Origin of the sequence: Mesorhizobium dulcispinae (assembly GCF_033977345.1) — a bacterium.
Taxonomy (GTDB): Bacteria; Pseudomonadota; Alphaproteobacteria; order Rhizobiales; family Rhizobiaceae; genus Mesorhizobium; species Mesorhizobium dulcispinae.
This window is the reverse complement of sequence record NZ_JAVIIY010000010.1, coordinates 224,177-245,359: the sequence shown is the minus strand read 5'-3', so window position 1 is coordinate 245,359 and position 21,183 is coordinate 224,177. Positions and strand designations below refer to the sequence as shown.

The following is a 21,183-nucleotide window of genomic DNA, read 5'->3' as shown; positions in this document are numbered from 1 at the left end:
ACCCGGTCCTAAACGCCGGCACCGTCCGCGTCATCCCAGTCCTTGAATCCGAGCGCCTCGACCTCGGCGAGGATCTGCTCGCGGATCCAGCGATGCGGCGCCTCGTCGTCGTGGCGAGCATGCCAGTACATCCTCACCGCGGGCGAAGGGATTGAAATCGGCGCCCGATAGACGCAGATCGGCAAGGATTTTGCCGCCACCGCCGCGAACTGCCTTGGAACAACGGCCAGATAAGGCCCGCCCGCCACCGCCAGCGCGACGGCCTGGAAATGCGGCAAGGCGAGCGTGACGCGACGCACCCGGCCCATCCTGCCTAGCGCGTCGTCGGTGAAGCCCGACATCGAGCCGTCGATGGAACGCAGCGCGTGCGGCAATTCGCAGAACAGGTCGAGCGGCACCTGCTCGCCCTCTGCGATGCCGGCTCGACCAAGCGCGGCGTTGTCTTTCGCCGCGATGACGGCGAAGGGCGAGCCGAACAGCGCCACGCTGGACACCCAGTCGGCGACCTCCAGCGGGCGCTCCAGCGCCGCGTCGATCTGATCCTCCTGCAGCAGCCTCGAAACGTCGCCGATAGCGCTGTCGAGAAAGCGGAATGATATGCGAGGCGCAACCGCCGCGATGCGCGCGGCCAAAGGCGGCATCAGGAGCATGGAGAAGAAATCGGCGCCCATGAAGGTGAAGGTGCGTTCCAGCCTGGCCGGATCGAAGTCCGTCGCCGGCTGGAAGGCGCGCTCGATCTCGCGCAGCGCCGCACGCACCGGTTCGGCCAGGCTTTCGGCGCGCGGCGTCGGCACCATGTCATTGCCGCGGCGGACAAAAAGCTGGTCGTTAAGCGCATGGCGCAGCCGGTTGAGCGCAGCACTCACGGCGGGCTGGCTGAGGCCGATCTGCTCGCCGGCGCGCGTCACGCTTTTCTCGCGCAAAAGCGCGTCGAGGACCCTCACAAGGTTGAGATCGAGCGCATTCAAATTCATCGCATCAATTCAGCCCATACGATCATTCGATTTCCATCGTCCGCCCACCCCTGGTTAGGTTGCATCGACGCCGTTTCGCCGGCCCGACACAAGGGAGAGACATCGTGACAATGATCAACCGGACCATCGCAGGCAAGGAGCTCCTGTGGTTCAACAACACGCTCGTAGCCATCCAGGTCTCGTCGGCCGAGGGCGAGGACGGCATCTGCGTCATCGAGCATCGCCTGCCCTACGGCGATTCCCCGCCGCTGCATGTGCACCGGAACGAGGACGAGATTTTTCACATCCTGGAAGGACGCATGCGCTTCGTCGTCGACGGTCGCGAGCGGGTCGCCGGCGCCGGCGAAACGATCGTCGCGCCGAAGGGCCAGCCGCACACTTACAGGGTCGAATCTCCGGAAGGCGCGCATACCCTCACGGTGACGCGCGGCGCGAATTTCGAGACGATGGTGCGTCTGGCGAGCCGGCCGGCAGAAAGGCCGGAGCTGCCTCGGCCGGCGGCACCGACGCCGGAGATGATCGCGGCGCTGACAAGGCTGTGCGGGGAGAACGGCATCGATATTGTCGGAGCGCCGATGGGGTGAGGAACGCCCTCCCTTCTCCCCTTCTTGTGGGAGAAGGAAAGAGGCGCCACCCCTTCAACCGATTTGCATCGACCTCGCCCGCAATCTCCGCTTGATGCCATTTGTGCAACGCGATACGCCGTTGCGCAAATCGACAGGAGACTTCCCGTGAGCGCTGCAAAGACCAGAATCGAAACCGATACATTCGGCCCCATCGAGGTGGCGGCCGACCGCTATTGGGGCGCGCAGGCGCAGCGTTCGCTGGGCAATTTCAAGATCGGTTGGGAGAAACAGCCGGCCTCGATCGTGCGCGCTCTGGGCGTCGTCAAGCGCGCGGCGGCCGAAGTTAACATGGAGATGAAGCGGCTCGATCCCGCCATCGGCAAGGCGATCGTGGACGCCGCGCAGGAAGTGATCGACGGCAAGCTCAACGAGCATTTCCCGCTGGTGGTCTGGCAGACCGGCTCGGGCACGCAGTCCAACATGAACGCCAACGAGGTGATCTCGAACCGGGCGATCGAGATGCTCGGCGGCGTGATGGGCTCCAAGAAGCCCGTCCACCCGAACGACCACGTCAATATGAGCCAGTCGTCGAACGACACCTATCCGACGGCCATGCACATAGCCTGCGCCGAGCGGGTCGCGCACCATCTGATCCCCGCCCTGCACCACCTCCACAAGGCGCTCGACGCCAAGGCCCGCGCCTTCAACCACATCATCAAGATCGGCCGCACCCACACGCAGGACGCCACGCCGCTGACGCTCGGCCAGGAATTCTCCGGCTATGCCGCGCAGGTTGCCTCCTCGATCAAGCGCATCCAGCAGACGCTGCCCGGCCTGCAGGAGCTGGCGCAGGGCGGCACCGCCGTCGGCACCGGCCTCAACGCGCCGGTCGGCTTCGCGGAAAAAATCGCGGACCGGATCGCTTCGATCACCGGCATTTCCTTCGTCACGGCGCCGAACAAGTTCGAGGCGCTGGCCGCGCATGACTCCATGGTGTTCTCGCATGGCGCGATCAACGCTGCGGCCGCGGCCCTGTTCAAGATCGCCAACGACATCCGCCTTCTGGGTTCCGGCCCGCGCTCCGGCCTTGGCGAGCTCTCGCTGCCGGAAAACGAGCCGGGCTCCTCGATCATGCCGGGCAAGGTCAACCCGACCCAGTGCGAGGCGCTGACACAAGTCTGCGTGCAAGTGTTCGGCAACAACGCCGCGCTTACCTTCGCCGGCAGCCAGGGCCATTTCGAGCTCAACGTCTACAATCCGCTGATGGCCTACAACTTCCTGCAGTCGGTGCAGCTGCTCGCCGACGCTTCCGTGTCCTTCACCGACAATTGCGTGGTCGGCATCGAGGCGCGTGAGGACAACATCAAGGCGGCGCTCGAGCGCTCGCTGATGCTGGTGACGGCGCTCGCCCCCACCATCGGCTACGACAACGCCGCCAAGATCGCCAAGACCGCGCACAAGAACGGCACCACACTGCGCGAGGAAGCCCTGGCCACCGGGCTGGTCAGCGAAGCCGACTACGACCGGCTAGTGCGGCCCGAGGACATGACGCATCCGGGGTGAAGCCCACGTTGTTGCAGGCTGTTATAGCCTCGCAACGTCGTCATTCCAGGGCGAAGCTGGAGCGAAGCTCCGTCGCGGAGACCCTGGAATCCATGCCGTTACCTGGGCGCTGCGGAGCAAAACCTGCACCGCAGCGGCTGTTTTGAAGTCACGGCATGGATGCTCGTGTCTGCGCCGCGTCGCTTCGCTCCTTGCTTCGCCCGTTGATGACGAAGCGTAAGGGATTTTGCAGCGGGAGAATTTGCTCTCGCAGCCGATTCTCGCGGCATGAATTTCGCGGCGGCCGCATGACCTTAGAATGCGTAACCTGTGAACAATGTGTCGCCGCATAAGCGGCTTTGGTGAACAGTCTCCGTCGTCTATCTGACTGGGCATTCAACCCACTCGGAGACTCGCCATGTCCATCAACACTTCCGCCGCCGGTGCCGGCACCGCCTCGAACGGTTCCACCACCATCCTCCTCGGCCGCATCCTGCTCGCCGTCATCTTCCTGCTTTCCGGCTTCGGCAAGCTCACCGCCATTTCCGGCACCGCCGGCTACTTCGGCAGCCTCGGCCTGCCGGTGCCGACTGTAAGCGCCATTGTCGTCGGCCTGATCGAGTTGCTTGGCGGCCTTGCCATTCTCGTCGGCTTCCAGACCCGTGTCGCCGCCTGGGTGCTTGCCATCTTCACGATCGCCACCGGGTTGGTTGCTCACACCGGCTGGGCCGACCAGATGCAGATGATCCAGTTCCTCAAGAACCTCGCCATCACCGGCGGCTTCATCCTGCTCGCCTCCTCGGGCGCCGGCGCCTATTCCATCGACGCCAAGCGCAGCTGAACTTTTTCCTCCCAGAGACCTAAGCTCAGGCGGCGCGGAATTTTCCGCGCCGCTTTTTCGTTTTCTCAACTGCAGGCGTACACTGCACCGAAAGCCGGTACGAATCCGAGTACCGGCAAGGAGGTGGCCAATGCCCCGCAACGCATTGCTTCTCGTCTCGCGACTGCTGCTTGCCGCGCTGTTCGTGCCCTCGGGCTTCCAGGCGCTCACCAACATCGCCGGCACGACCAGCTATTTCGCCGGCCTCGGCCTGCCGCTGCCGTCACTTGCCGCCTGGGGTACCGGGCTGTTCGAACTGATCGCCGGGCTCCTCATCCTGGTCGGCTTCCAGACGCGGATCGCAGCACTTCTGCTTGCCGCCTTCTCGATCGCCGCCGGCTTCATCGGCCATTACGGCCAAGGGGCGGACGATGCGACTTTAGCCTTCATGCACCAGCAGATGCTGATGAAGGACATTGCGATTGCCGGCGGCTTCCTGGCGCTCGCCATGGCCGGCGCCGGCGCGTGGTCGGCCGATGGGCGCGGCTTCGATGTCGACGCGCAACTGACCTGACGACTACTTCACCGACACGCTCGGACCGCCCTCCACCGCCAGCATCAGCCGGCGGTTGGTGATGCGCGCGAGCTGCGCCAGCCGGCCGGCGGGGCGTTCGCCGTAGAGGTCGGCAAGCGAGGCCGGCAGCACCAGCGCCAGCGCGCCGTTGCCGCGGCTTTCCCATTTCACCCGCGGCATCACGCCCGGCATCGCCGCCGTCAGCAGGTAGACGACACGCATCATCGCCGCCAGCACGCGGGCGCGCTCGAGCACGCGCGGCGGCGCCAGTGCCTTGATCTCGGGCGCGATGCCATCGTTGAAGACGCCGTCATGGCGGTAGGCGCTGGCCAAAGCCAGAAAGGCCCGGCCCGGATGATCGACGCCGATGAAGGAGGCATGCGCGATGATGTTGAGCGACTGCCGGCCGCGATATTCGGGATGCGCGCGCCAGCCGATATCGGCAAGCAGGCAGGCGGCGTGGCGGTAGCGCGCCTCGTCGACCGTCTCGTCGATGCCGAAGGCCTTGAAGGCTTTGCCCGTCCATTCGACGAGGTCGTGCGCATGGTGGACGGAGCGCGAGCGCAGCAACGCTAGCTCCTCCGCCGCCGAGATCAGCGGATCGGCCTTCTGCTCGGCGGCGTCGAGCAGCGAATAGAGGAAGCCCTCGCGCACGCCTTGCGCCGAGACGACGATCTTAGAGGGCTGCGTGGCCGCCATGATCTCCTGCAGCACGACGGCGCCGTAAGGCAGGAGCGAGCGGCGGTTCTTGGAAACGCCTTCGATGCCCTTGACCTTCTCGACTTCGCCCCTGGCCACCTGCCTGAGGAAGCTCTGCGCACTGTCGGCCGATATCTCGTAATGATGCATGACGCCGAGCGGGTAGTTGGTCATCTCCATGTGGAGCCGCGCGAGGTTTCGCCAGGTGCCGCCGACGGCGTAGAAGACCCTGCCCTGCCCGCCCTTCAGGAGCTTCGCCCGCGCCAGCTCCTGGCGCGCGATCTTCTGCGCCTGGACGAGCGAATTCTTCGCCATGTCCTGCAGCCGCAGGCCGCCGAGCGGCAGCGTGATGCCGTCGCCGATCGCTTCGCCGTTGATGTCGATGAGCTCCAGGCTGCCGCCGCCGAGGTCGCCGGCGATGCCGTTGGCCGGGTAAAAGCCGGAGATGACGCCGAGCGCCGAATAATGCGCCTCCTGCCGGCCGGAGAGCACGCGGATCTCGGTCTTCAGCACATCCTCGGCGCGGTGGATGAAATCCGGACCGTTGACCGCCTCGCGGGCGGCCGCGGTCGCCAGCACATACATGTGCTCGGCGCCGGCTTGATCCGAAAGCGCGCGAAAGCGGCGGAACTCTTCCATCGAGCGCGTCACCGCCTCGGGATCGAGCTTGCCCGTCGAAACGATGCCGCGGCCGAGGCCGGCCAGCATCTTTTCGTTGAACAGCAGCGTCGGCGAGCGCGCCAGCCCTTCATAGACGACGAGGCGGATCGAGTTCGATCCGATGTCGATGATCGACAGCGGCCGCCGGTCCTGAAGCCGGCCCTGGGAGATTGAAATCACGCGGCGCCGTTCTTCTTACGGCGCTTGAACTGGGCAATGCGCCTGGGCGCATGCGATTTCAGCGCGTCACCCCGTCCGGAAAGGCTCGGATTGGTCATGAAATATTCCTGCGCGTTGAACGGTTCCTCGCCCTCCTCCAGCACGACGCGACGGGAGGTCCCGTCTGCCAATACGTCGAAACTTTGCTGGTTGTCCATGATGTTGCCGAGCATGATCTGGCCAAGCACCTGTTCATGCACAGTCGGATTGGTGATCGGCACCAGCGTCTCGACGCGGCGGTCGAGATTGCGCGGCATCATGTCGGCCGAGGAGATGTAGACGATCGCCTCGTCCGACGGCAGGCCGTGGCCGTTGCCGAAGCAGAAGATGCGGCTGTGCTCGAGGAAGCGGCCGACGATCGACTTCACCCTGATGTTCTCGGACAGGCCCGGCACCTGCGGCCTGAGGCAGCAGATGCCGCGCACCACGAGGTCGATCTCGACGCCGGCGCGGCTGGCGTCATAGAGCGCGTCGATAATGATCGGGTCGACGAGCGCGTTCATCTTCATCCAGATGCGGGCCGGCCTGCCCTCGCGCGCGTAGGAGATCTCCTCGGAGATGTGCCTCAGGATGCGGTTGCGCAGCGTGAACGGCGACACCGCAAGACGCATCTCCTCGGCGGGCTCGGCATAGCCGGTGATGAAGTTGAAGACCTGCGCGACATCGCGCGCGATCGTCGGATCGGTGGTGAAGAAGGACAGGTCGGTATAGATGCGGGCGGTGACCGGATGATAGTTGCCGGTGCCGAGATGCACGTAGTTGCGCAGCCGGCCGTCCTCGCGGCGCACCACCAGCGACATCTTGGCGTGGGTCTTCAACTCCAGGAAGCCGAACACGACCTGGACGCCGGCGCGCTCGAGGTCACGCGCCCAGCGGATGTTGGCCTCCTCGTCAAAGCGCGCCTTGAGCTCGACGAGCGCCGTGACCGACTTGCCGGCCTCGGCGGCGTCGATCAGCGCGCGCACGATCGGGCTGTCGTTCGAGGTGCGGTAGAGCGTCTGCTTGATGGCGACGACTTCCGGATCGGCGGCCGCCTGGCGCAGGAACTGCACCACGACGTCGAAGGATTCGTAAGGGTGGTGGACGATGATGTCCTTCTCGCGGATGGCGGCCAAGCAGTCGCCGCCGTGCTCGCGGATGCGCTCGGGAAAACGCGGATTGTAGGGCGTGAATTTGAGATCGTCGCGCGGGATGGCGACGATCTCGGAAATCTGGTTGAGCGCCAGCGGGCCGGTGAGCACGCTGATGCGACTTGACGATACGCCGAGCTCGCCGGCGACGAAGTCGCGCAGCTCGGCCGGCATCAGCGTGTCGAATTCGATGCGGATGACAGACCCGCGGCGGCGGCGCTTCAGCGCCGTCTCGAACAGGCGCACGAGGTCTTCCGACTCTTCCTCCACCTCGATATCGCTGTCGCGGATGATGCGGAACGTGCCTGAGCCCTTGACCTCATACCCAGGGAAAAGCTTGCCGATATAAAGGCCGACCGCTTCCTCCAGCGGGATGAAGCGCACAAGATGCCTGCGGTCGGGCAGACGGATGAAGCGCCGCAGCGCCACCGGCAGGCGCAGCAGCGCGCTCATCTCCTCGCCGTTCTTGCGGTGGCGCAGTTGCAGCGCCATCGAGAAGCCGAGATTGGGGATGAACGGGAACGGGTGCGCCGGATCGATCGACAGCGGCGTCAGCACCGGGAAAACCTGTTCCTGGAAATGCTCCTCCAGCCAGGCCCGCTCGTCCTTGGTGAGCGCGTCGCGGGTGATGCTTTCGATGCCTTCCTTGTTAAGCAGCTCCATCAGCGTCGACAGGCTCTTCTGCTGGTCCTCCTGCAGGCGCTCAACCTCGCGCAGCAATTGCTCGAGCTGCTGCTCGGGCGTGCGGCCGTCCGGGCTCTTCAGCGCGATGCCCTCGCGGACCTGGCCGGCGAGGCCGGCGACGCGGACCATGAAGAACTCGTCGAGATTGGCGGCCGAAATCGACAGGAAGCGGACACGCTCGAGCAGCGGGTGATGCCCGTTCAACGATTCCTCGAGCACGCGGCGGTTGAACTGCAGCCAGGAAAACTCGCGGTTGACGAAGCGGTCGGGATTGCCGCCATCCGGGCTGGCCACCTCGACGTTGATGAACTCGCTCTGTATCGGCTTCAGTTCGGTCATGGTTCCTTGTCCGCAACGGTCCCTTTTGGAGCGCGCTATGGACGCTCTACCACTTCTTTGTGACGCACGATCCCCTCGTGAATCCCTTCCGAGCGGAAGGTCATGCGCTTAACCGGCTCAACTTATCCTTTGCCAGCCTTTTGCGACAGTTTCATTTCATCGATCTTGCAAACTGGCCGGTTATGATCCAGATGCAAACGGGCCGAACTGAAGGAGACGACGATGGCAGGCGGTACCATTCCCCATTTCCAGAACGACGCGGGCCATCAGGCGATCGACATCGGCGTGAAGGAATTCATGTGCACCGGCGCCAATCCGCCCTTCGATCATCCGCATGTGTTCCTCGACATGGGCGACGACAATGAGAAGGTCTGCCCTTATTGCTCGACGCTCTACCGCTATTCGCCGAAGCTGAAGGCGACGGAAACGGAGCCGGCCGGCTGCCTCTATGTCGACCAGGCCGCCTGATTCCCGCGTCGCCTGGACGACTGCTAGATCATGAATGAGGCGCGGTCCCGGCAGGTGGTCATTGCCGGGGCCGGCATCGCCGGGCTGACGGCGGCTCTTGCCTTTGCCGGGCGCGCCCATGCCGTCACGGTGCTGGAACAGGCCAGGCAGCTCGAAGCGGCGGGCGCCGGCATCCAGCTTTCCCCCAACGCAACCCGCATCCTGCGCCAGCTCGGCGCACTCGACCGGTTGCGGCTGAGCGCGATCAGGCCCGAAGCGGTGGTGCTGAAGGACGCCGCAACCTTGCGCGAGCTGGCGCGCGTGCCGCTGGGTCAGGCCGGCGAGGACCGCTGGGGGGCGCCCTATCTCGTGGCGCACCGCGCCGACCTGCAAGCGGCGCTGACGGCGCGAATGGCGGAGCACCCCGAGATCCAGCTCATCACCGGAGCGCGGGTTACAGGCATTGCTGTGGCGCCGCAAGATATCGTCGTCACGGCGCAAAGAGACGGCGGCAGCACGGAGATTGCCGCGGACCTTTTGGTGGGCGCCGACGGCGTCTGGTCGTCGGTTCGATCGCAACTTGCCGGCAGGGAGCCCGCTTTCACGAGAAGCCGCTTTTCCGGCGAGCTCGCCTGGCGCGCCACGGTGGCGGCGGAAAGCGCTGGCGGGGAAGCCTTCGCCGCGATCGGCGCGATCGACTGCATCACCACTTTCCTCCATCCCGGTTTCCATATGGTCGCCTATCCGGTGAGCAAGGGCAGTGCCTTCAACCTCGCCGCCTTCACCAAGGGCGAGCGCATCGCCGAAGGCTGGTCGGGTCATGCCGATCCCGCAATTCTCGCCAGCGCCATGCGCGGCACGTCGCCCAAACTGGCGAGACTTGTCGATTTGGCCGGCCCATGGACGGCGTTTCCGATCCACACGGTCGAACAGCGGCGCTGGACGATGCCGGAAGGCATCGCCCTGATCGGCGACGCGGCGCACGCGATGACGCCATTTGCGGCGCAGGGCGCTGCGATGGCGATCGAGGACGCCGCGATGCTCGCCAATCTGGTCGTCGATATCCTCACCGATCCAAGGCAGAGCCTCACCATCTGGGAAAACCTCAGGCGGCCGCGCATCGAGAAGGTGCTCAGCCGAGGCGCGCTCAACCGGCTTGCCTGGCATGCCTGGGGTCCGGTGGCGATCGCGCGCAATTTGGTGCTGGCAACGCGGCCGGCAGAGAAGCTCGCCGCGGATCTGGACTGGCTTTATGGGTGGGAGGAGCGGAAGGTTGTGAGGCGATAGAGGCTTTTTAGCAGGCGGCCGACCAATTGGATACGCTGGCGGGACAGCGCCCCCCTCTGTCCTGCCGGACATCTCCCCCACAAGGGGGGAGATCGGATGTCGCGCCGGCTTTCGCAAATCACCAACGTTGCATGATGAGCGCCGGCGCCAGAGCTGCCAATCTCCCCCCTTGTGGGGGAGATGTCCGGCAGGACAGAGGGGGGCGAGAAGGAACGCGACGTCGGCGAATTCCCGCAAGCACCCAGCTAATTATACAGCCTCATCGACCACCCCAGCGACACCGGCAGCGGGTTCCACCAGCCGGTGCGCAGGCCGGCGGCGCGCAGCGCCGCCGCCGTCCAGGTGTTGCAGCCGACCAGCGCGTTGAAGTGGCCGTTGGCTTCGTAAAAGCGGTCGAAGCTGGAATAGCCCGCGTTGTCGATGACCATCGGCCCGTTCGACCCCTGCTGGAAACTCGATTGAATGTAATCGAGCAGCGCCGAAAAATGCGCCTCGTCGATGTCGAACCCGGCGACATCCGGATGCGGCTCGGCAATCGCACCGGCGACATCGACATGCATGACCGAGGCATCGAGAGTCAGCGCCTCGAACACCGGCACCGCCTTCAATTCCGACCAGGTCGGCGTTTCCAGATAGAAGGCGCGGCCGCCCCAGCCGAAGACGAGGTAGCGCGCCGCCGCTGCATCAATCGGCAGGCCGGCATCGGCGAGGAAGCCGAAACGCCGGCGCACGCCGTCTTCGACCGGTATCGCGATGTCGGTATGGATCGGGTTCCTCAGCACCAGTATGTGCCGGGTGCCCTCGCCTGCGGCCATCGCCGACGGCCAGAGCGGGCGCGGCACCAGTGTGCCGAGCCCTGCGGCAAGTGCTGCCGCGCCGACCAGCGTGATCAGGAAACGCAGGAATTTTCTCATCGGCGGCAGCGATTCCGTCGCGTTTCAAACCGGCGAAACCTTTAGCCGATCACCCAAAAACAAAAATGCCCGGCCGTTTCGCGGCCGGGCTTCGCAAATCGGTATCCGATCCGCTCAGTGCAGGATCTGCGACAGGAACAGCTTCGTGCGCTCATGGCGCGGATGGTCGAAGAACTCGGCCGGCGTGTTCTGCTCGACGATCTGGCCCTGATCCATGAAGATCACCCGGTTGGCGACCTTGCGGGCAAAGCCCATCTCGTGGGTGACGCAGAGCATCGTCATGCCCTCTTCGGCAAGGCCGACCATCGTCTCCAGCACTTCCTTGATCATTTCCGGGTCGAGCGCCGAGGTCGGCTCGTCGAACAGCATGATGCGCGGGTTCATGCACAGCGAGCGCGCGATCGCCACGCGCTGCTGCTGGCCTCCGGAGAGCTGTCCAGGATATTTGTTGGCCTGCTCCGGAATCTTGACGCGCTTGAGGAAATGCATGGCGATCTCCTCGGCCTGCTTCTTCGGTGTCTTGCGCACCCAGATCGGCGCCAGCGTGCAGTTCTCCAGGATGGTGAGGTGCGGGAAGAGGTTGAAGTGCTGGAACACCATGCCGACCTCGCGGCGCACCTCGTCGATCTTCTTCAGATCGTTGGTGAGTTCCTTGCCGTCGACGATGATCTTGCCCTTCTGGTGCTCTTCCAGCCGGTTGATGCAGCGGATCATGGTCGACTTGCCGGAGCCGGACGGACCGCAGATGACGATGCGCTCGCCGCGCATCACCTTGAGGTTGATGTCCTTCAGCACATGGAACTCGCCGTACCATTTGTGCATGCCGACAATGTCGATGGCGACATCGGTGGTCGAGACATGCATCTTCTTGGCATCGACCTTGATGTCTTCCGCGCTGACGGCGTTTTCGGTGCTCATGGCAAATTCCCCTTATCGTTGTATTTGATGCATGTCGTTACCCCAAAAACCGCTACACACTTTTGGGCGACATGCATCAGCGTTTGTAGCCGGTGTCGAGCCGGCGTTCGGTGTACATTGAATAGCGCGACATGCCGAAGCAGAACAGCCAGAATACGAAGGCGGCGAACACAAGACCGGATTTCGCGGTTTGCGGCGTCGCCCAGTTGGCGTCGGACAGGTTCTGCTTGACCACGCCCAAAAGGTCGAAGATCGAGATGATCAGCACCAGGCTGGTGTCCTTGAACATGCCGATGAAAGTGTTGACGATGGCGGGGATGACCAGCTTCAGCGCCTGCGGCAGCACGATCAGACCCATCTTCTGCCAATAGCCGAGGCCAAGCGAATCGGCACCCTCATACTGCCCCTTCGGGATCGCCTGCAGGCCGCCGCGCACCACTTCCGCCATATAGGCGGCGGCGAACAGCGACACGCCGATCAGCGCCCGCAGGAACTTGTCGAAGGTGACGCCGGCCGGCAGGAACAGCGGCAGCATGACGCTGGCGAAAAACAGCACCGTGATCAGCGGGATGCCGCGCACCGTCTCGATGAAAATCACGCACAGCATCTTGACGATCGGCATCTTGGAACGCCGGCCGAGCGCCAGCACCGTGCCGAGCGGCAGCGACACGGCGATACCGACGAAAGAGAGGCTGAGCGTCACCAGCAGCCCGCCCCAGCGCGAAGTCTCGATAACCGGGAGGCCGAACGCGCCGCCGGACAAGAGAAAGAAAGACACGACCGGCAGCACCAGGAAGAGCAGGATGGCGTTCAGTCCCTTGCGCGGCACGCGTGGAATCAGCATCGGCACCAAAAGCACCACCAGCAGGATAGCGACCAGGATCGGCCGCCAGCGTTCCTCGACCGGATAGGTGCCGAACATGAACTGCCCAAACTTGGCGTTGACGAAGGCCCAGCAGGCGCCGCTCCAGCCGTCGGGCTGGATGCCGCCCTGCGAAACCGTGGCGCAGACCGTGCGGTTGGGCCCGGTCCACTGCGCGTTGATGAAGGCCCAGTTGATGACCTGCGGCAGCACCCAGAGGACAATGGCGATGCCGAGAACGGTGAGGATGGTGTCGCCTACCGAACCGATTAGGTTCTTGCGCACCCAGGCATAGGCGCCGCGCTCGCTGGGCGGCGCCGGCTGCGCCAGCGCCATTTCGGTACGCACCCAGGACATGTCGTGTTCCTGCATGGCCCTACCTCTCCACCAGCGCCATTCTGGCGTTGACCACATTCATGACCGCGGAGGTCACGAGGCTCAGCACCAGATAGGCACTCATCATGATAAACACGCCCTCGACCGCCTGCCCCGTCTGGTTGAGCACCGTGCCGGCGGTGGCGGTGAGGTCCGGATAGCCGATGGCGATCGCAAGCGACGAGTTCTTGGTCAGGTTGAGATACTGGCTGGTCATCGGCGGAATGACGATGCGCATCGCCTGCGGCACCACAACCAGGCGCAGAATTGGGCCGGAGCGCAAACCAAGGGCGCCGGCCGCCTCGGTCTGGCCTTTGCTGACACCCCTGATGCCGGCGCGCACGATCTCGGCGATGAAGGCCGCCGTATAGCAGGAGAGCGCCAGATAGAGCGACAGGAACTCGGGTTTGACCTGGAAGCCGCCGGTCAGATTGAAGGTCGACTGCTTCGGCAGATCGAAGGTGAGCGGCATGCCGGCGAACAGGAAGGCAAGCACCGGCAGGCCGACGATCAGCCCGACCGAAGTCCAGAACACGGGAAACTGCTGGCCGGTCGCCATCTGGCGCTGGCGCGCCCTGTGGGCGACAAACCAGGCCATGGCGAGCGCGACGAGGAAAGCAACCAGGATCAACCAGGAGCCATCACCCCAGATGGCGCGCGGGAAATAGAATCCGCGCTGGTTGAGGAAAGAGCCGAACGGCAGGTGGAAGCTCTCGCGCGGCGGAGGCAGGACGGCCAGCACGCCTGAATACCAGAAGAAGATGACCAGCAGCGGCGGGATGTTGCGGAAGATCTCGATATAGACGGTGCAGATCTTGCGGATCAGCCAGTTCTGCGACAGGCGACCAACGCCAATGATGAAGCCGATGATGGTGGCGGTGATGATGCCGGCAACCGCGACGATGATCGTGTTGATCAGGCCGACGAGGATGGCGCGGAAATAGGTCGAGTCCGACGTGTAGGCGATCGGTGTGTCCGAGATATCGAAGCCGGCGCGCCCCCTGAGGAAGCCAAAGCCTGAGGCGATGTGCAGGCGGGCCAGATTGTCGATAACGTTCTGCACGATCCACCAGACCGAGCCGAACAGCAAGACGATGACCAGCGTCTGAAAGAAGAGGCTGCGTATTTTCGGGTCATTGATGAAGGAGCCGCGGCTCGGCTCCTCGCGAAGGATTTCCTGCGATGCCATGCGACCATCCCCTGGAAAGAGAAACCGGGAGGCAGGTCGACCTGCCTCCCGGATCACGTTTCGGTCAGCGGATCGGCGGAGCGTATTGCAGGCCGCCCTTGGTCCACAGCGCGTTGATGCCGCGCGCGATCTTGAGCGGGCTGCCGGAGCCGACGTTGCGCTCGAATACTTCGCCGTAGTTGCCGACGGCCTTGACGATGTTGACGACCCAGTCGTTGGAGACGCCGAGATCGGTGCCGATCTTGGTGTCGGCCTCCTGGCCGAGCACGCGCTTGATCTCGGGATTGTCCGAGTTCTTCATCTCATCGACATTGGCCTTGGTGATGCCGAGCTCCTCGGCGTCGAGCAGCGCGAAGTAGGTCCACTTGACGATGTGATACCACTGGTCGTCGCCCTGGCGCACGGCCGGTCCGAGCGGTTCCTTGGAGATGATCTCGGGCAGCACCACATGGTCGGCCGGCGAGCCCAGCGTCAGGCGGATACCGTAGAGGCCCGACTGGTCGGTGGTGTAGACGTCGCAGCGGCCGGCGTCATAGGCGGCGTTGACCTCTTCCAGCTTCTCGAACACGACGGGGTTGTACTCCATCTTGTTCGACTTGAAGTAGTCGGCAAGGTTGAGCTCGGTCGTGGTGCCGGTCTGCACGCAGACGGCGGCGCCCGAAAGCTGCAGCGCCGAGTTCACGCCCGGCAGCTTCTTGGCGTTGATCATGAAGCCCTGGCCGTCATAGTAGGTCACGCCGACGAAGTTCAGGCCGAGCGCGGTGTCGCGGTTGATCGTCCAGGTCGTGTTGCGCGAGAGGATGTCGACCTCGCCCGACTGCAGCGCGGTGAAGCGTTCCTTGGCGCTGAGCGGGGTGAACTTGACCTTGGTGCCGTCGCCGAAGACAGCGGCCGCGACGGCGCGGCAGAAGTCGGCATCGATGCCCTGCCATTCACCCTTGTCGTCCGGCGCCGAGAAGCCGGCGAGGCCGGTCGAGACGCCGCACTGGATGAAGCCCTTCTGCTTCACGGTATCCAGCGTGCCGGCCGAGGCTGCCGACGCCATAAATCCGAGCGCGGCGGCGCCGAGAATGCCGATTGCAATGTGTTTCATGACCCACAGACCCTTTTCTGTTTTACAGGCGCCCCTGCTTCCCAGGCAGCCCCTGATCTTTTCCGCGTGTGAATGCAGCTCCCACTTAACGGCCCTCTCCAGGACCCGCATCGTTGCCGATGCACTGCCTCCCATTCACGAAACGCATCGAAGGCGATTATTCCTGTGAGGTCAAGGGAAATGACCGAATTGCGACACGATTGAAAACGGATTGCCACAAGTGCTCGAATTGCAGCCAAAAGCGCCTGCGAATTGGTCAAGAGCTGCAATCGGAACCGGCAAGTCAGGCGTCGCGGAAAGTTTGAACGTTACGTGACCTCCTGCCGGTTACTACTGTCGCCTCCGATGGGAGGACTGGCATGATTCATGGGCGCAGGAAGGTGCGCCAAACCGCGTTCGGCGCACCTTCGCCAGAGGCGTGCAAGGGTGCAAACGACAGGCTGGCGATCTTCTACTTGGCCCATCCAAACACCGCCGCTTGGCGGGTCGGCAGCAGTTGCGCGGCCAGTTCCGCCGCTTTATGGCTGGCCTCCTGACACACTACGACAGGCGACGAACCATGGCGACAGACGGCAGCGATATCGGCATCAACACGCGGCTTGCCCATTCCGGCAACAAGCCGCTCGACTATTTCGGATTCGTCAATCCGCCGGTCGTGCATGCCTCGACGGTTCTCTATCCCGACGCCGCCACGATGGCCTCGCGCAATCAGAAATACACCTATGGCACGCGCGGCACGCCGACCATGGATGCGCTCACGCTCGCCGTCGACGCGCTCGAAGGCTCGGCCGGCACGATCGCGGTGCCGTCGGGTCTGGCCGCGGTGACGATTCCCCTGCTTACCTTCGCCTCGGCCGGCGACCATCTGCTGATCGTCGATTCCGTCTATCACCCGACACGGAATTTCGCCGACACCATGCTGAAGCGGCTCGGCGTCGAGATCGAATATTACGATCCGCGCATCGGCGCCGGCATCTCATCGCTGATCAAGCCCAACACCAAGGTGGTGTTGACGGAATCGCCAGGATCGAACACCTATGAGGTGCAGGACATTCCGGCTATCGCCAAGGCGGCGCATGCCGCAAACGCCATCGTCATGATGGACAACACCTGGGCGACGCCGCTCTACTTCAAGCCGCTCGACTACGGCGTCGACATCTCCATCCATGCGGCGACGAAATACCCGGCCGGCCATTCCGACGTGCTGCTCGGCCTGGTGTCCGCCAACGAGGCCTGCTGGAAGAAGCTCTATGAAGGCTTCTGCACGCTGGGCTGCTGCTCTGGCCCGGACGACGTCTACCAGACGTTGCGCGGCCTGCGCACCATGGGTGTGAGACTCGAACACCACCAGAGGAGCGCGCTTGAAATCGCGCGCTGGCTGGAGGGGCAGCCGGGCGTGGCGCAGGTGCTGCATCCGGCGCTGGAGAGCCACCCCGACCACGCGCTCTGGAAGCGCGATTTCTGCGGCTCGAGCGGCGTCTTCTCGATCGTGCTGAACGGAGGTGGGCAGAAACAGCAGCACGCCTTCCTCGACGCGCTGACCATCTTCGGCCTCGGCTATTCCTGGGGCGGCTATGAGAGCCTTGCGGTGCCGGTCTTCCTCGGCGACCGCACCATCGCCAAGGGCTCTTACTCGGGGCCGCTGATCCGCCTGCAGATCGGGCTGGAAGACGTCGAGGACCTCAAGGCCGACATTTTGCGCGGGCTCAAAGCGGCAGCCGAAGCCTGAGTACGAGGCCAGGCACGTAGCAACCGATTCAGCAAACGGCCGTAACGCTTTGGCGCGAATGAGTAAGCCGAGGCCGCTGGCGGCATGCCGACGCGACCTCTTCGCGCAATAATATTCTCCACAGCCGCGAATATACGGATTGGCTTGGCTTCCAAATCCGTGGCTTCGGCGGCATTGCGAGCAGCGCAGATTCCACCCATTCGATAATTCCAGCTATTCGACCTGGGGCCCGCCATGGCGTTTCGCCTTTTCGTTCCGATCCTTGCCGGCGCGACGCTGCGCGAACGGCTTGCCGCCTGCATCGGCGCCACGATCGGCATCGCGCTGACCGGGGTGATCAGCGGGCTCGCCATGGGCAGCGGCCCGCATGTGGCGATGCTGGTGGCGCCGATGGGCGCTTCGGCGGTGCTGCTCTTTGCCGTGCCCTCGAGCCCGCTGGCGCAGCCCTGGTCGATCATCGGCGGCAATACGATCTCGGCGCTGGTCGGCGTCACGGTGGCGCATTTCGTGCACAACCCGGTGATCGCCTCCGGGCTGGCGGTGGCGCTGGCGATCGCCGCCATGTCGTTCACGCGCTCGCTGCATCCGCCGGGCGGCGCCGCGGCGCTCACCGGCGTCCTCGGCGGACCGGCCGTGATCAGCGCCGGCTTCCTGTTTCCATTCGTGCCCGTGGCGCTGAACTCTATCATATTGGTCACGCTCGGTTTCCTGTTCCACAAGCTGTCGCGGCGCAACTATCCGCATGTGCACGTGCCCGTGGCCAACAGCCACGGCACCGCCGACCGACCGCCGACGGAGCGGGTCGGCTTCCGGCCCGAGGATGTCGATGCCGCGCTTGCAGCGCTCGACGAAACCTTCGACATCGACCGCGACGACATCGAAAGGCTGCTGCGCCAGGTCGAGCTGCAGGCGACGGTGCGCGCACACCGCACGCTGCTCTGCCAGGACATCATGTCCCGCGACGTGATCTCGGTGCCGGAGAACGCCACCGCCGAGGAGGCGCGCAAGCAGCTTCTCGACCACAACATCCGCACCTTGCCGGTGGTGGACGCCGAGGCGAAGCTGGTCGGCGCCGTCGGCCTGCGCGAGCTGACGGGAACGACCGACACGGTAAAGGGTGTGATGTCGAAGGCCGGCACCGCCTCGCCCGAGACGCCGGCGATGAGCCTGCTGCCGGCGCTGACCGACGGGCGCAGCCACGCCGTGGTGATTGTCGACGCCGGGCGGCATATTCTCGGCCTGATCACCCAGACCGACCTTTTGGCCGCCGCCGCCCGCGCACAGGCTGCAGACAGGCCGCAGTTGAAAGCTGTAGCATAGCGCCGGCTGGATCCGGAAAGTCCGGGAACCTTTTGCCGGCAGGCGCGTCCAACTATCGGATGCAACGCCCGTCGGGAGATCGGGACGCGATGAGACAGTCCGCACTGCAGGCCGCCGCGATTTCGGCGGCGGACGCTATCGCAAGCGACATGGCGCTGGTGCGCCGTGCGCTTGCGCGGGAAGCGGGCGCCTTCCGCTCGATCATCAAGACGCACAACCAGCGGCTCTACCGCATAGCGCGCGGCGTGGTGCGCAACGACGCCGAGGCCGAAGACATCGTGCAGGAAGCCTATATGCGCGCCTTCGCCAGCCTCGATGCCTTTCGCGGCGACGCCTCTTTGGCAACCTGGCTCACGCGCATCGTCATCAACGAGGCGCTCGGCCGGCTGCGCAAGAAAAAGCGCATCGTAGCGATGCCTGAAAATCCGGAAGCGCAGATCATCCGGTTTCCCCTGAACCCAAGCGACTTGAACCCTGGCGACGATCCGGAGCGGACGATGGCGCAGCGGCAGATCCTCAGGCTTGTCGAACGGGCGACCGACAGCCTTCCCGATGTCTATCGCACCGTCTTCGTCGCCCGCGTCATCGAGGGCCTGAGCATCGAGGAGACGGCCGACCTGCTCGGCATCAGGCCGGAGACGGTAAAGACCAGGCTGCACCGAGCGCGTAGCCTGGTGCGCAAGGCGCTGGACGATGAGATCGGCCCGGTGCTGCTCGACGCTTTTCCGTTCGCCGGTCGGCGCTGCGAGCGGCTGACGGAGGCGGTGATGAAGAGGCTGGGGTTCGGCGATTGAATTCGTCGTTTCGGGCTTGACCCCGATACGCCGAGGGACAGCACTCCCCTCTGTCCTGCCGGACATCTCCCCCGCAAGGGGGGAGATCGGATGTCACGTCCGCTTTCGCCAACCATCAACGTTGTAAGAAGGGCGCCGGCGACGAAGCCAATAATCTCCCCCCTTGCGGGGGAGATGGCCGGCAGGCCAGAGGGGGGTGTGACGGAACTCGACACATCGGTGCTCGCTTCGCGCTCCAATCCCCGAATTTAAAAACGCCGGGAACGTTTCGCCCCTTCCCGCATCCAATGGCCGTCAACCCAAAACAAGCCCGAGGGCCTCGCGCTGCCGGGCGAAGGAGATGCCATGTTTATCCGACCGACCGCAGCACTCGCCGCCTTCCTCCTCGTCAGCGCCGCGCCGCTGGCTGAGGGCGCCGAAAAGCCCACCGACCCGCAGATCGCCCATATCGCCTACACCGCCGGCACGCTCGACGTCGAAGCCGCCAAGCTGGCGATCAAGACGTCCAAGACCAAGGAAGTCGTCGACTTCGCCAAGGACATGGAACGCGACCACGAGGCGGTGAACAAGCAGGCGCTTGATCTGGTGAAGAAGCTGAAGGTCAAGCCCGAGGACAACGCCACCAGCCAGGCGCTGACCAAGACGGCGAAGGAGGAGCGCGCCAAGCTGGCGAAGCTCAAGGGCGCGGCCTTCGACAAGGCCTATATCGAGAACGAAGTGGCCTATCACAAGCAGGTCAACGGCGCGCTCGAAACCCTGCTCATCCCCTCGGCCAGCAATGCCGAACTGAAGAGCCTGCTGGAAACGGGCCTCAAGATATTCCAGGGGCATGAGCAGCACGCCGAACATGTCGCCGGCATGCTGAAATGAGGGCGGGCCTGCTATCGCTCCCGGTCGCATTGGCGCTGGCGCTTGTCACTGCGCCGGCGCTCGCCGCCACGATCGAAGTCACGATCGACAAACTGGTGTTCTCGCCAGCGAGCGTCAACGCCAAGGTCGGCGACACGATCGAGTGGACGAACAAAGACGTGATCGCCCACACCGCGACTGTGAAAGGCGGCTGGGAGGTGATGATCCCGCCCAAGTCGAAGGGCAAGGTCACGCTCAAGGAAGCGGCTGCTGTCGACTATTTCTGCCGCTTCCACCCCAATATGAAGGGTCATGTCGAGGTTTCGCCCTGATCCGCCGCCCGGTCGAGCCGAAGCGAGGCGCGCCTCGCCTCGGCCGGCCGTGTGATGTGCGTCCAAGAGCCGTCATAGACAGGCGGGCGCCGCTCGATCCAGGCGCTGAGCCCTTCGCCCAGATCGGCGGTCGGGGCCATGCGGGCGAACTGCTCGGCCTCGACCATCAGGCCCTCGGTGATGCTGAGGTTGATGCCGCGTGCCACGGCGGTGAGGATGCTCGCCACCGCAGGCTGCGAATGGCCGATGATGCGGTTCGCAAGATCAAGCGCGGCCGGCATCAGCTCTTCATGCGGCACGACTTTGTTGACGAGCCCGAGCTCCAACGCCCGCGCGGGCGAAAAGGGCTCGCCGGTCAGTAGCAGCTCGACCGCGCGTTTGCGCCCGGCAAGCCTCGGCAGGCGCTGTGTGCCGCCGAAGGTCGGCGGCATGGCGAGTTTTATTTCCGGCTTGGCGAACAGGGCGCGTTCGCTGGCTATCGCCAGCGGCACCGCCTCTGTGATCTCGCAGCCACCGCCGAAGGCCAGGCCATTGACGGCGGCGATGACCGGCTTGCGGAAAGCTTCCAGCCGCGCCGTCAGCCGCTGGCCGCGCATGACGAAGTCGCGCAGCGCCACATCCGCGCCTTCGGCGACGCTCAACGAGAATTCGTGGATGTCGCCGCCGGCCGAGAAGGCGCGCTCCCCTGCCCCGGTGAGGATCACGGCACGCACGTCATCGTCAGTCTCCACCCTATCGAGGATCGCCAGCAGGCGGTCGATCAGGGCGTAATTCAGGGCGTTGAGTTTTTCGGGGCGGTTGAGCGTCAGCACCGCGACGCGGTCGCGAATTTCGCAAAGCACAAGCTCGGTCATCGTCTTCTCCTTT

20 protein-coding genes are annotated in these 21,183 nt (G+C 64.5%); 11 read left to right on the top strand and 9 right to left on the bottom strand.

Features of this window, described 5'->3' with window-relative positions:
- Window positions 1–8: 8 nt before the first annotated feature.
- A complete protein-coding gene (locus RFN30_RS22180) occupies window positions 9–974 on the bottom strand; it encodes a LysR family transcriptional regulator (RefSeq protein ID WP_320264217.1) in 966 nt (321 codons plus the stop codon).
- Window positions 975–1,084: 110 nt separating this feature from the next.
- Between RFN30_RS22180 and RFN30_RS22175 the strand changes: the two genes are divergently transcribed.
- From RFN30_RS22175 to RFN30_RS22160, 4 genes are all read left to right on the top strand, one after another.
- Window positions 1,085–1,558, top strand: a complete 474-nt coding sequence (locus RFN30_RS22175; protein WP_320264247.1) for a cupin domain-containing protein — start codon at window positions 1,085–1,087, stop codon at window positions 1,556–1,558.
- Window positions 1,559–1,705: 147 nt separating this feature from the next.
- Complete coding sequence (fumC, locus tag RFN30_RS22170; RefSeq protein WP_320264216.1) at window positions 1,706–3,103, top strand: class II fumarate hydratase; 1,398 nt, start codon at window positions 1,706–1,708, stop codon at window positions 3,101–3,103.
- Between the two features lie 397 nt (window positions 3,104–3,500).
- Window positions 3,501–3,923, top strand: coding sequence for a DoxX family protein (locus RFN30_RS22165; protein ID WP_320264215.1), 423 nt, complete (start codon window positions 3,501–3,503; stop codon window positions 3,921–3,923).
- A gap of 130 nt (window positions 3,924–4,053) precedes the next feature.
- On the top strand, window positions 4,054–4,476 hold the full coding sequence (locus RFN30_RS22160; RefSeq protein WP_320264214.1) for a DoxX family protein: 423 nt from the start codon (window positions 4,054–4,056) through the stop codon (window positions 4,474–4,476).
- A gap of 3 nt (window positions 4,477–4,479) precedes the next feature.
- Here the strand turns inward: RFN30_RS22160 and ppx are convergent, their stop codons facing one another.
- Entirely contained in the window at window positions 4,480–6,015 is a 1,536-nt protein-coding gene (gene ppx, locus RFN30_RS22155) for an exopolyphosphatase (protein WP_320264213.1), read from the bottom strand.
- Window positions 6,012–8,207 (bottom strand): RNA degradosome polyphosphate kinase, encoded by a 2,196-nt coding sequence (locus RFN30_RS22150; RefSeq protein WP_320264212.1) that lies wholly within the window; start codon window positions 8,205–8,207, stop codon window positions 6,012–6,014. The genes ppx and RFN30_RS22150 overlap by 4 nt, the downstream gene beginning before the upstream one ends.
- Window positions 8,208–8,429: 222 nt before the next feature.
- Here RFN30_RS22150 and RFN30_RS22145 point away from each other — a divergent pair, with 222 nt between their 5' ends.
- Both RFN30_RS22145 and RFN30_RS22140 read left to right on the top strand, forming a co-directional pair.
- Window positions 8,430–8,675, top strand: coding sequence for a zinc-finger domain-containing protein (locus RFN30_RS22145; RefSeq protein ID WP_320264211.1), 246 nt, complete (start codon window positions 8,430–8,432; stop codon window positions 8,673–8,675).
- 30 nt (window positions 8,676–8,705) lie between these two features.
- Complete coding sequence (locus tag RFN30_RS22140) at window positions 8,706–9,941, top strand: FAD-dependent monooxygenase (protein WP_320264210.1); 1,236 nt, start codon at window positions 8,706–8,708, stop codon at window positions 9,939–9,941.
- Window positions 9,942–10,186: 245 nt separating this feature from the next.
- Here the strand turns inward: RFN30_RS22140 and RFN30_RS22135 are convergent, their stop codons facing one another.
- The 5 genes from RFN30_RS22135 to RFN30_RS22115 form a co-directional block, all read right to left on the bottom strand.
- Window positions 10,187–10,855 carry a TIGR02117 family protein gene (locus RFN30_RS22135; RefSeq protein WP_320264209.1) on the bottom strand — a complete coding sequence of 223 codons (669 nt, stop codon included), beginning with the start codon at window positions 10,853–10,855 and terminating at the stop codon, window positions 10,187–10,189.
- A 114-nt stretch (window positions 10,856–10,969) separates the two neighbouring features.
- A complete protein-coding gene (locus tag RFN30_RS22130) occupies window positions 10,970–11,773 on the bottom strand; it encodes an amino acid ABC transporter ATP-binding protein (protein ID WP_126084530.1) in 804 nt (267 codons plus the stop codon).
- 76 nt (window positions 11,774–11,849) lie between these two features.
- Window positions 11,850–13,007, bottom strand: coding sequence for an amino acid ABC transporter permease (locus tag RFN30_RS22125; RefSeq protein WP_320264208.1), 1,158 nt, complete (start codon window positions 13,005–13,007; stop codon window positions 11,850–11,852).
- A gap of 4 nt (window positions 13,008–13,011) precedes the next feature.
- Window positions 13,012–14,199: an amino acid ABC transporter permease gene (locus RFN30_RS22120; protein WP_320264207.1), complete on the bottom strand. Its 1,188-nt coding sequence runs from the start codon at window positions 14,197–14,199 to the stop codon at window positions 13,012–13,014.
- A 64-nt stretch (window positions 14,200–14,263) separates the two neighbouring features.
- Window positions 14,264–15,292: an amino acid ABC transporter substrate-binding protein gene (locus tag RFN30_RS22115; protein ID WP_320264206.1), complete on the bottom strand. Its 1,029-nt coding sequence runs from the start codon at window positions 15,290–15,292 to the stop codon at window positions 14,264–14,266.
- A gap of 559 nt (window positions 15,293–15,851) precedes the next feature.
- Here RFN30_RS22115 and RFN30_RS22110 point away from each other — a divergent pair.
- From RFN30_RS22110 to RFN30_RS22090, 5 genes are all read left to right on the top strand, one after another.
- Window positions 15,852–17,021, top strand: coding sequence for a cystathionine beta-lyase (locus RFN30_RS22110; protein WP_320264205.1), 1,170 nt, complete (start codon window positions 15,852–15,854; stop codon window positions 17,019–17,021).
- A gap of 234 nt (window positions 17,022–17,255) precedes the next feature.
- Entirely contained in the window at window positions 17,256–18,341 is a 1,086-nt protein-coding gene (locus RFN30_RS22105) for an HPP family protein (protein WP_320264204.1), read from the top strand.
- An 89-nt stretch (window positions 18,342–18,430) separates the two neighbouring features.
- Window positions 18,431–19,135, top strand: coding sequence for an RNA polymerase sigma factor (locus tag RFN30_RS22100; RefSeq protein ID WP_320264203.1), 705 nt, complete (start codon window positions 18,431–18,433; stop codon window positions 19,133–19,135).
- A gap of 345 nt (window positions 19,136–19,480) precedes the next feature.
- Window positions 19,481–20,005 (top strand): DUF4142 domain-containing protein, encoded by a 525-nt coding sequence (locus RFN30_RS22095; protein ID WP_320264202.1) that lies wholly within the window; start codon window positions 19,481–19,483, stop codon window positions 20,003–20,005.
- A complete protein-coding gene (locus tag RFN30_RS22090) occupies window positions 20,002–20,316 on the top strand; it encodes a cupredoxin domain-containing protein (RefSeq protein ID WP_320264201.1) in 315 nt (104 codons plus the stop codon). The genes RFN30_RS22095 and RFN30_RS22090 overlap by 4 nt, the downstream gene beginning before the upstream one ends.
- On the opposite strand, the gene RFN30_RS22085 is transcribed toward RFN30_RS22090, so the two are convergent.
- On the bottom strand, window positions 20,295–21,170 hold the full coding sequence (locus RFN30_RS22085; RefSeq protein ID WP_320264200.1) for a crotonase/enoyl-CoA hydratase family protein: 876 nt from the start codon (window positions 21,168–21,170) through the stop codon (window positions 20,295–20,297). The genes RFN30_RS22090 and RFN30_RS22085 overlap by 22 nt on opposite strands.
- Window positions 21,171–21,183: the final 13 nt, after the last annotated feature.

Excerpts from the sequence above, each read along its gene's own strand:
- RFN30_RS22120 (WP_320264207.1), bottom strand. The coding sequence starts at position 14,199 with ATGGCATCGCAGGAAATCCTTCGCGAGGAGCCGAGCCGCGGCTCCTTC.
- RFN30_RS22100 (WP_320264203.1), top strand. The coding sequence starts at position 18,431 with ATGAGACAGTCCGCACTGCAGGCCGCCGCGATTTCGGCGGCGGACGCT.
- RFN30_RS22115 (WP_320264206.1), bottom strand. The coding sequence starts at position 15,292 with ATGAAACACATTGCAATCGGCATTCTCGGCGCCGCCGCGCTCGGATTT.
- RFN30_RS22135 (WP_320264209.1), bottom strand. The coding sequence starts at position 10,855 with ATGAGAAAATTCCTGCGTTTCCTGATCACGCTGGTCGGCGCGGCAGCA.
- RFN30_RS22110 (WP_320264205.1), top strand. The coding sequence starts at position 15,852 with ATGGCGACAGACGGCAGCGATATCGGCATCAACACGCGGCTTGCCCAT.
- RFN30_RS22160 (WP_320264214.1), top strand. The coding sequence starts at position 4,054 with ATGCCCCGCAACGCATTGCTTCTCGTCTCGCGACTGCTGCTTGCCGCG.
- RFN30_RS22095 (WP_320264202.1), top strand. The coding sequence starts at position 19,481 with ATGTTTATCCGACCGACCGCAGCACTCGCCGCCTTCCTCCTCGTCAGC.
- RFN30_RS22125 (WP_320264208.1), bottom strand. The coding sequence starts at position 13,007 with ATGCAGGAACACGACATGTCCTGGGTGCGTACCGAAATGGCGCTGGCG.
- RFN30_RS22140 (WP_320264210.1), top strand. The coding sequence starts at position 8,706 with ATGAATGAGGCGCGGTCCCGGCAGGTGGTCATTGCCGGGGCCGGCATC.
- RFN30_RS22145 (WP_320264211.1), top strand. The coding sequence starts at position 8,430 with ATGGCAGGCGGTACCATTCCCCATTTCCAGAACGACGCGGGCCATCAG.
- RFN30_RS22130 (WP_126084530.1), bottom strand. The coding sequence starts at position 11,773 with ATGAGCACCGAAAACGCCGTCAGCGCGGAAGACATCAAGGTCGATGCC.
- RFN30_RS22165 (WP_320264215.1), top strand. The coding sequence starts at position 3,501 with ATGTCCATCAACACTTCCGCCGCCGGTGCCGGCACCGCCTCGAACGGT.
- RFN30_RS22175 (WP_320264247.1), top strand. The coding sequence starts at position 1,085 with ATGATCAACCGGACCATCGCAGGCAAGGAGCTCCTGTGGTTCAACAAC.
- RFN30_RS22085 (WP_320264200.1), bottom strand. The coding sequence starts at position 21,170 with ATGACCGAGCTTGTGCTTTGCGAAATTCGCGACCGCGTCGCGGTGCTG.
- RFN30_RS22105 (WP_320264204.1), top strand. The coding sequence starts at position 17,256 with ATGGCGTTTCGCCTTTTCGTTCCGATCCTTGCCGGCGCGACGCTGCGC.
- RFN30_RS22150 (WP_320264212.1), bottom strand. The coding sequence starts at position 8,207 with ATGACCGAACTGAAGCCGATACAGAGCGAGTTCATCAACGTCGAGGTG.
- RFN30_RS22180 (WP_320264217.1), bottom strand. The coding sequence starts at position 974 with ATGAATTTGAATGCGCTCGATCTCAACCTTGTGAGGGTCCTCGACGCG.
- RFN30_RS22090 (WP_320264201.1), top strand. The coding sequence starts at position 20,002 with ATGAGGGCGGGCCTGCTATCGCTCCCGGTCGCATTGGCGCTGGCGCTT.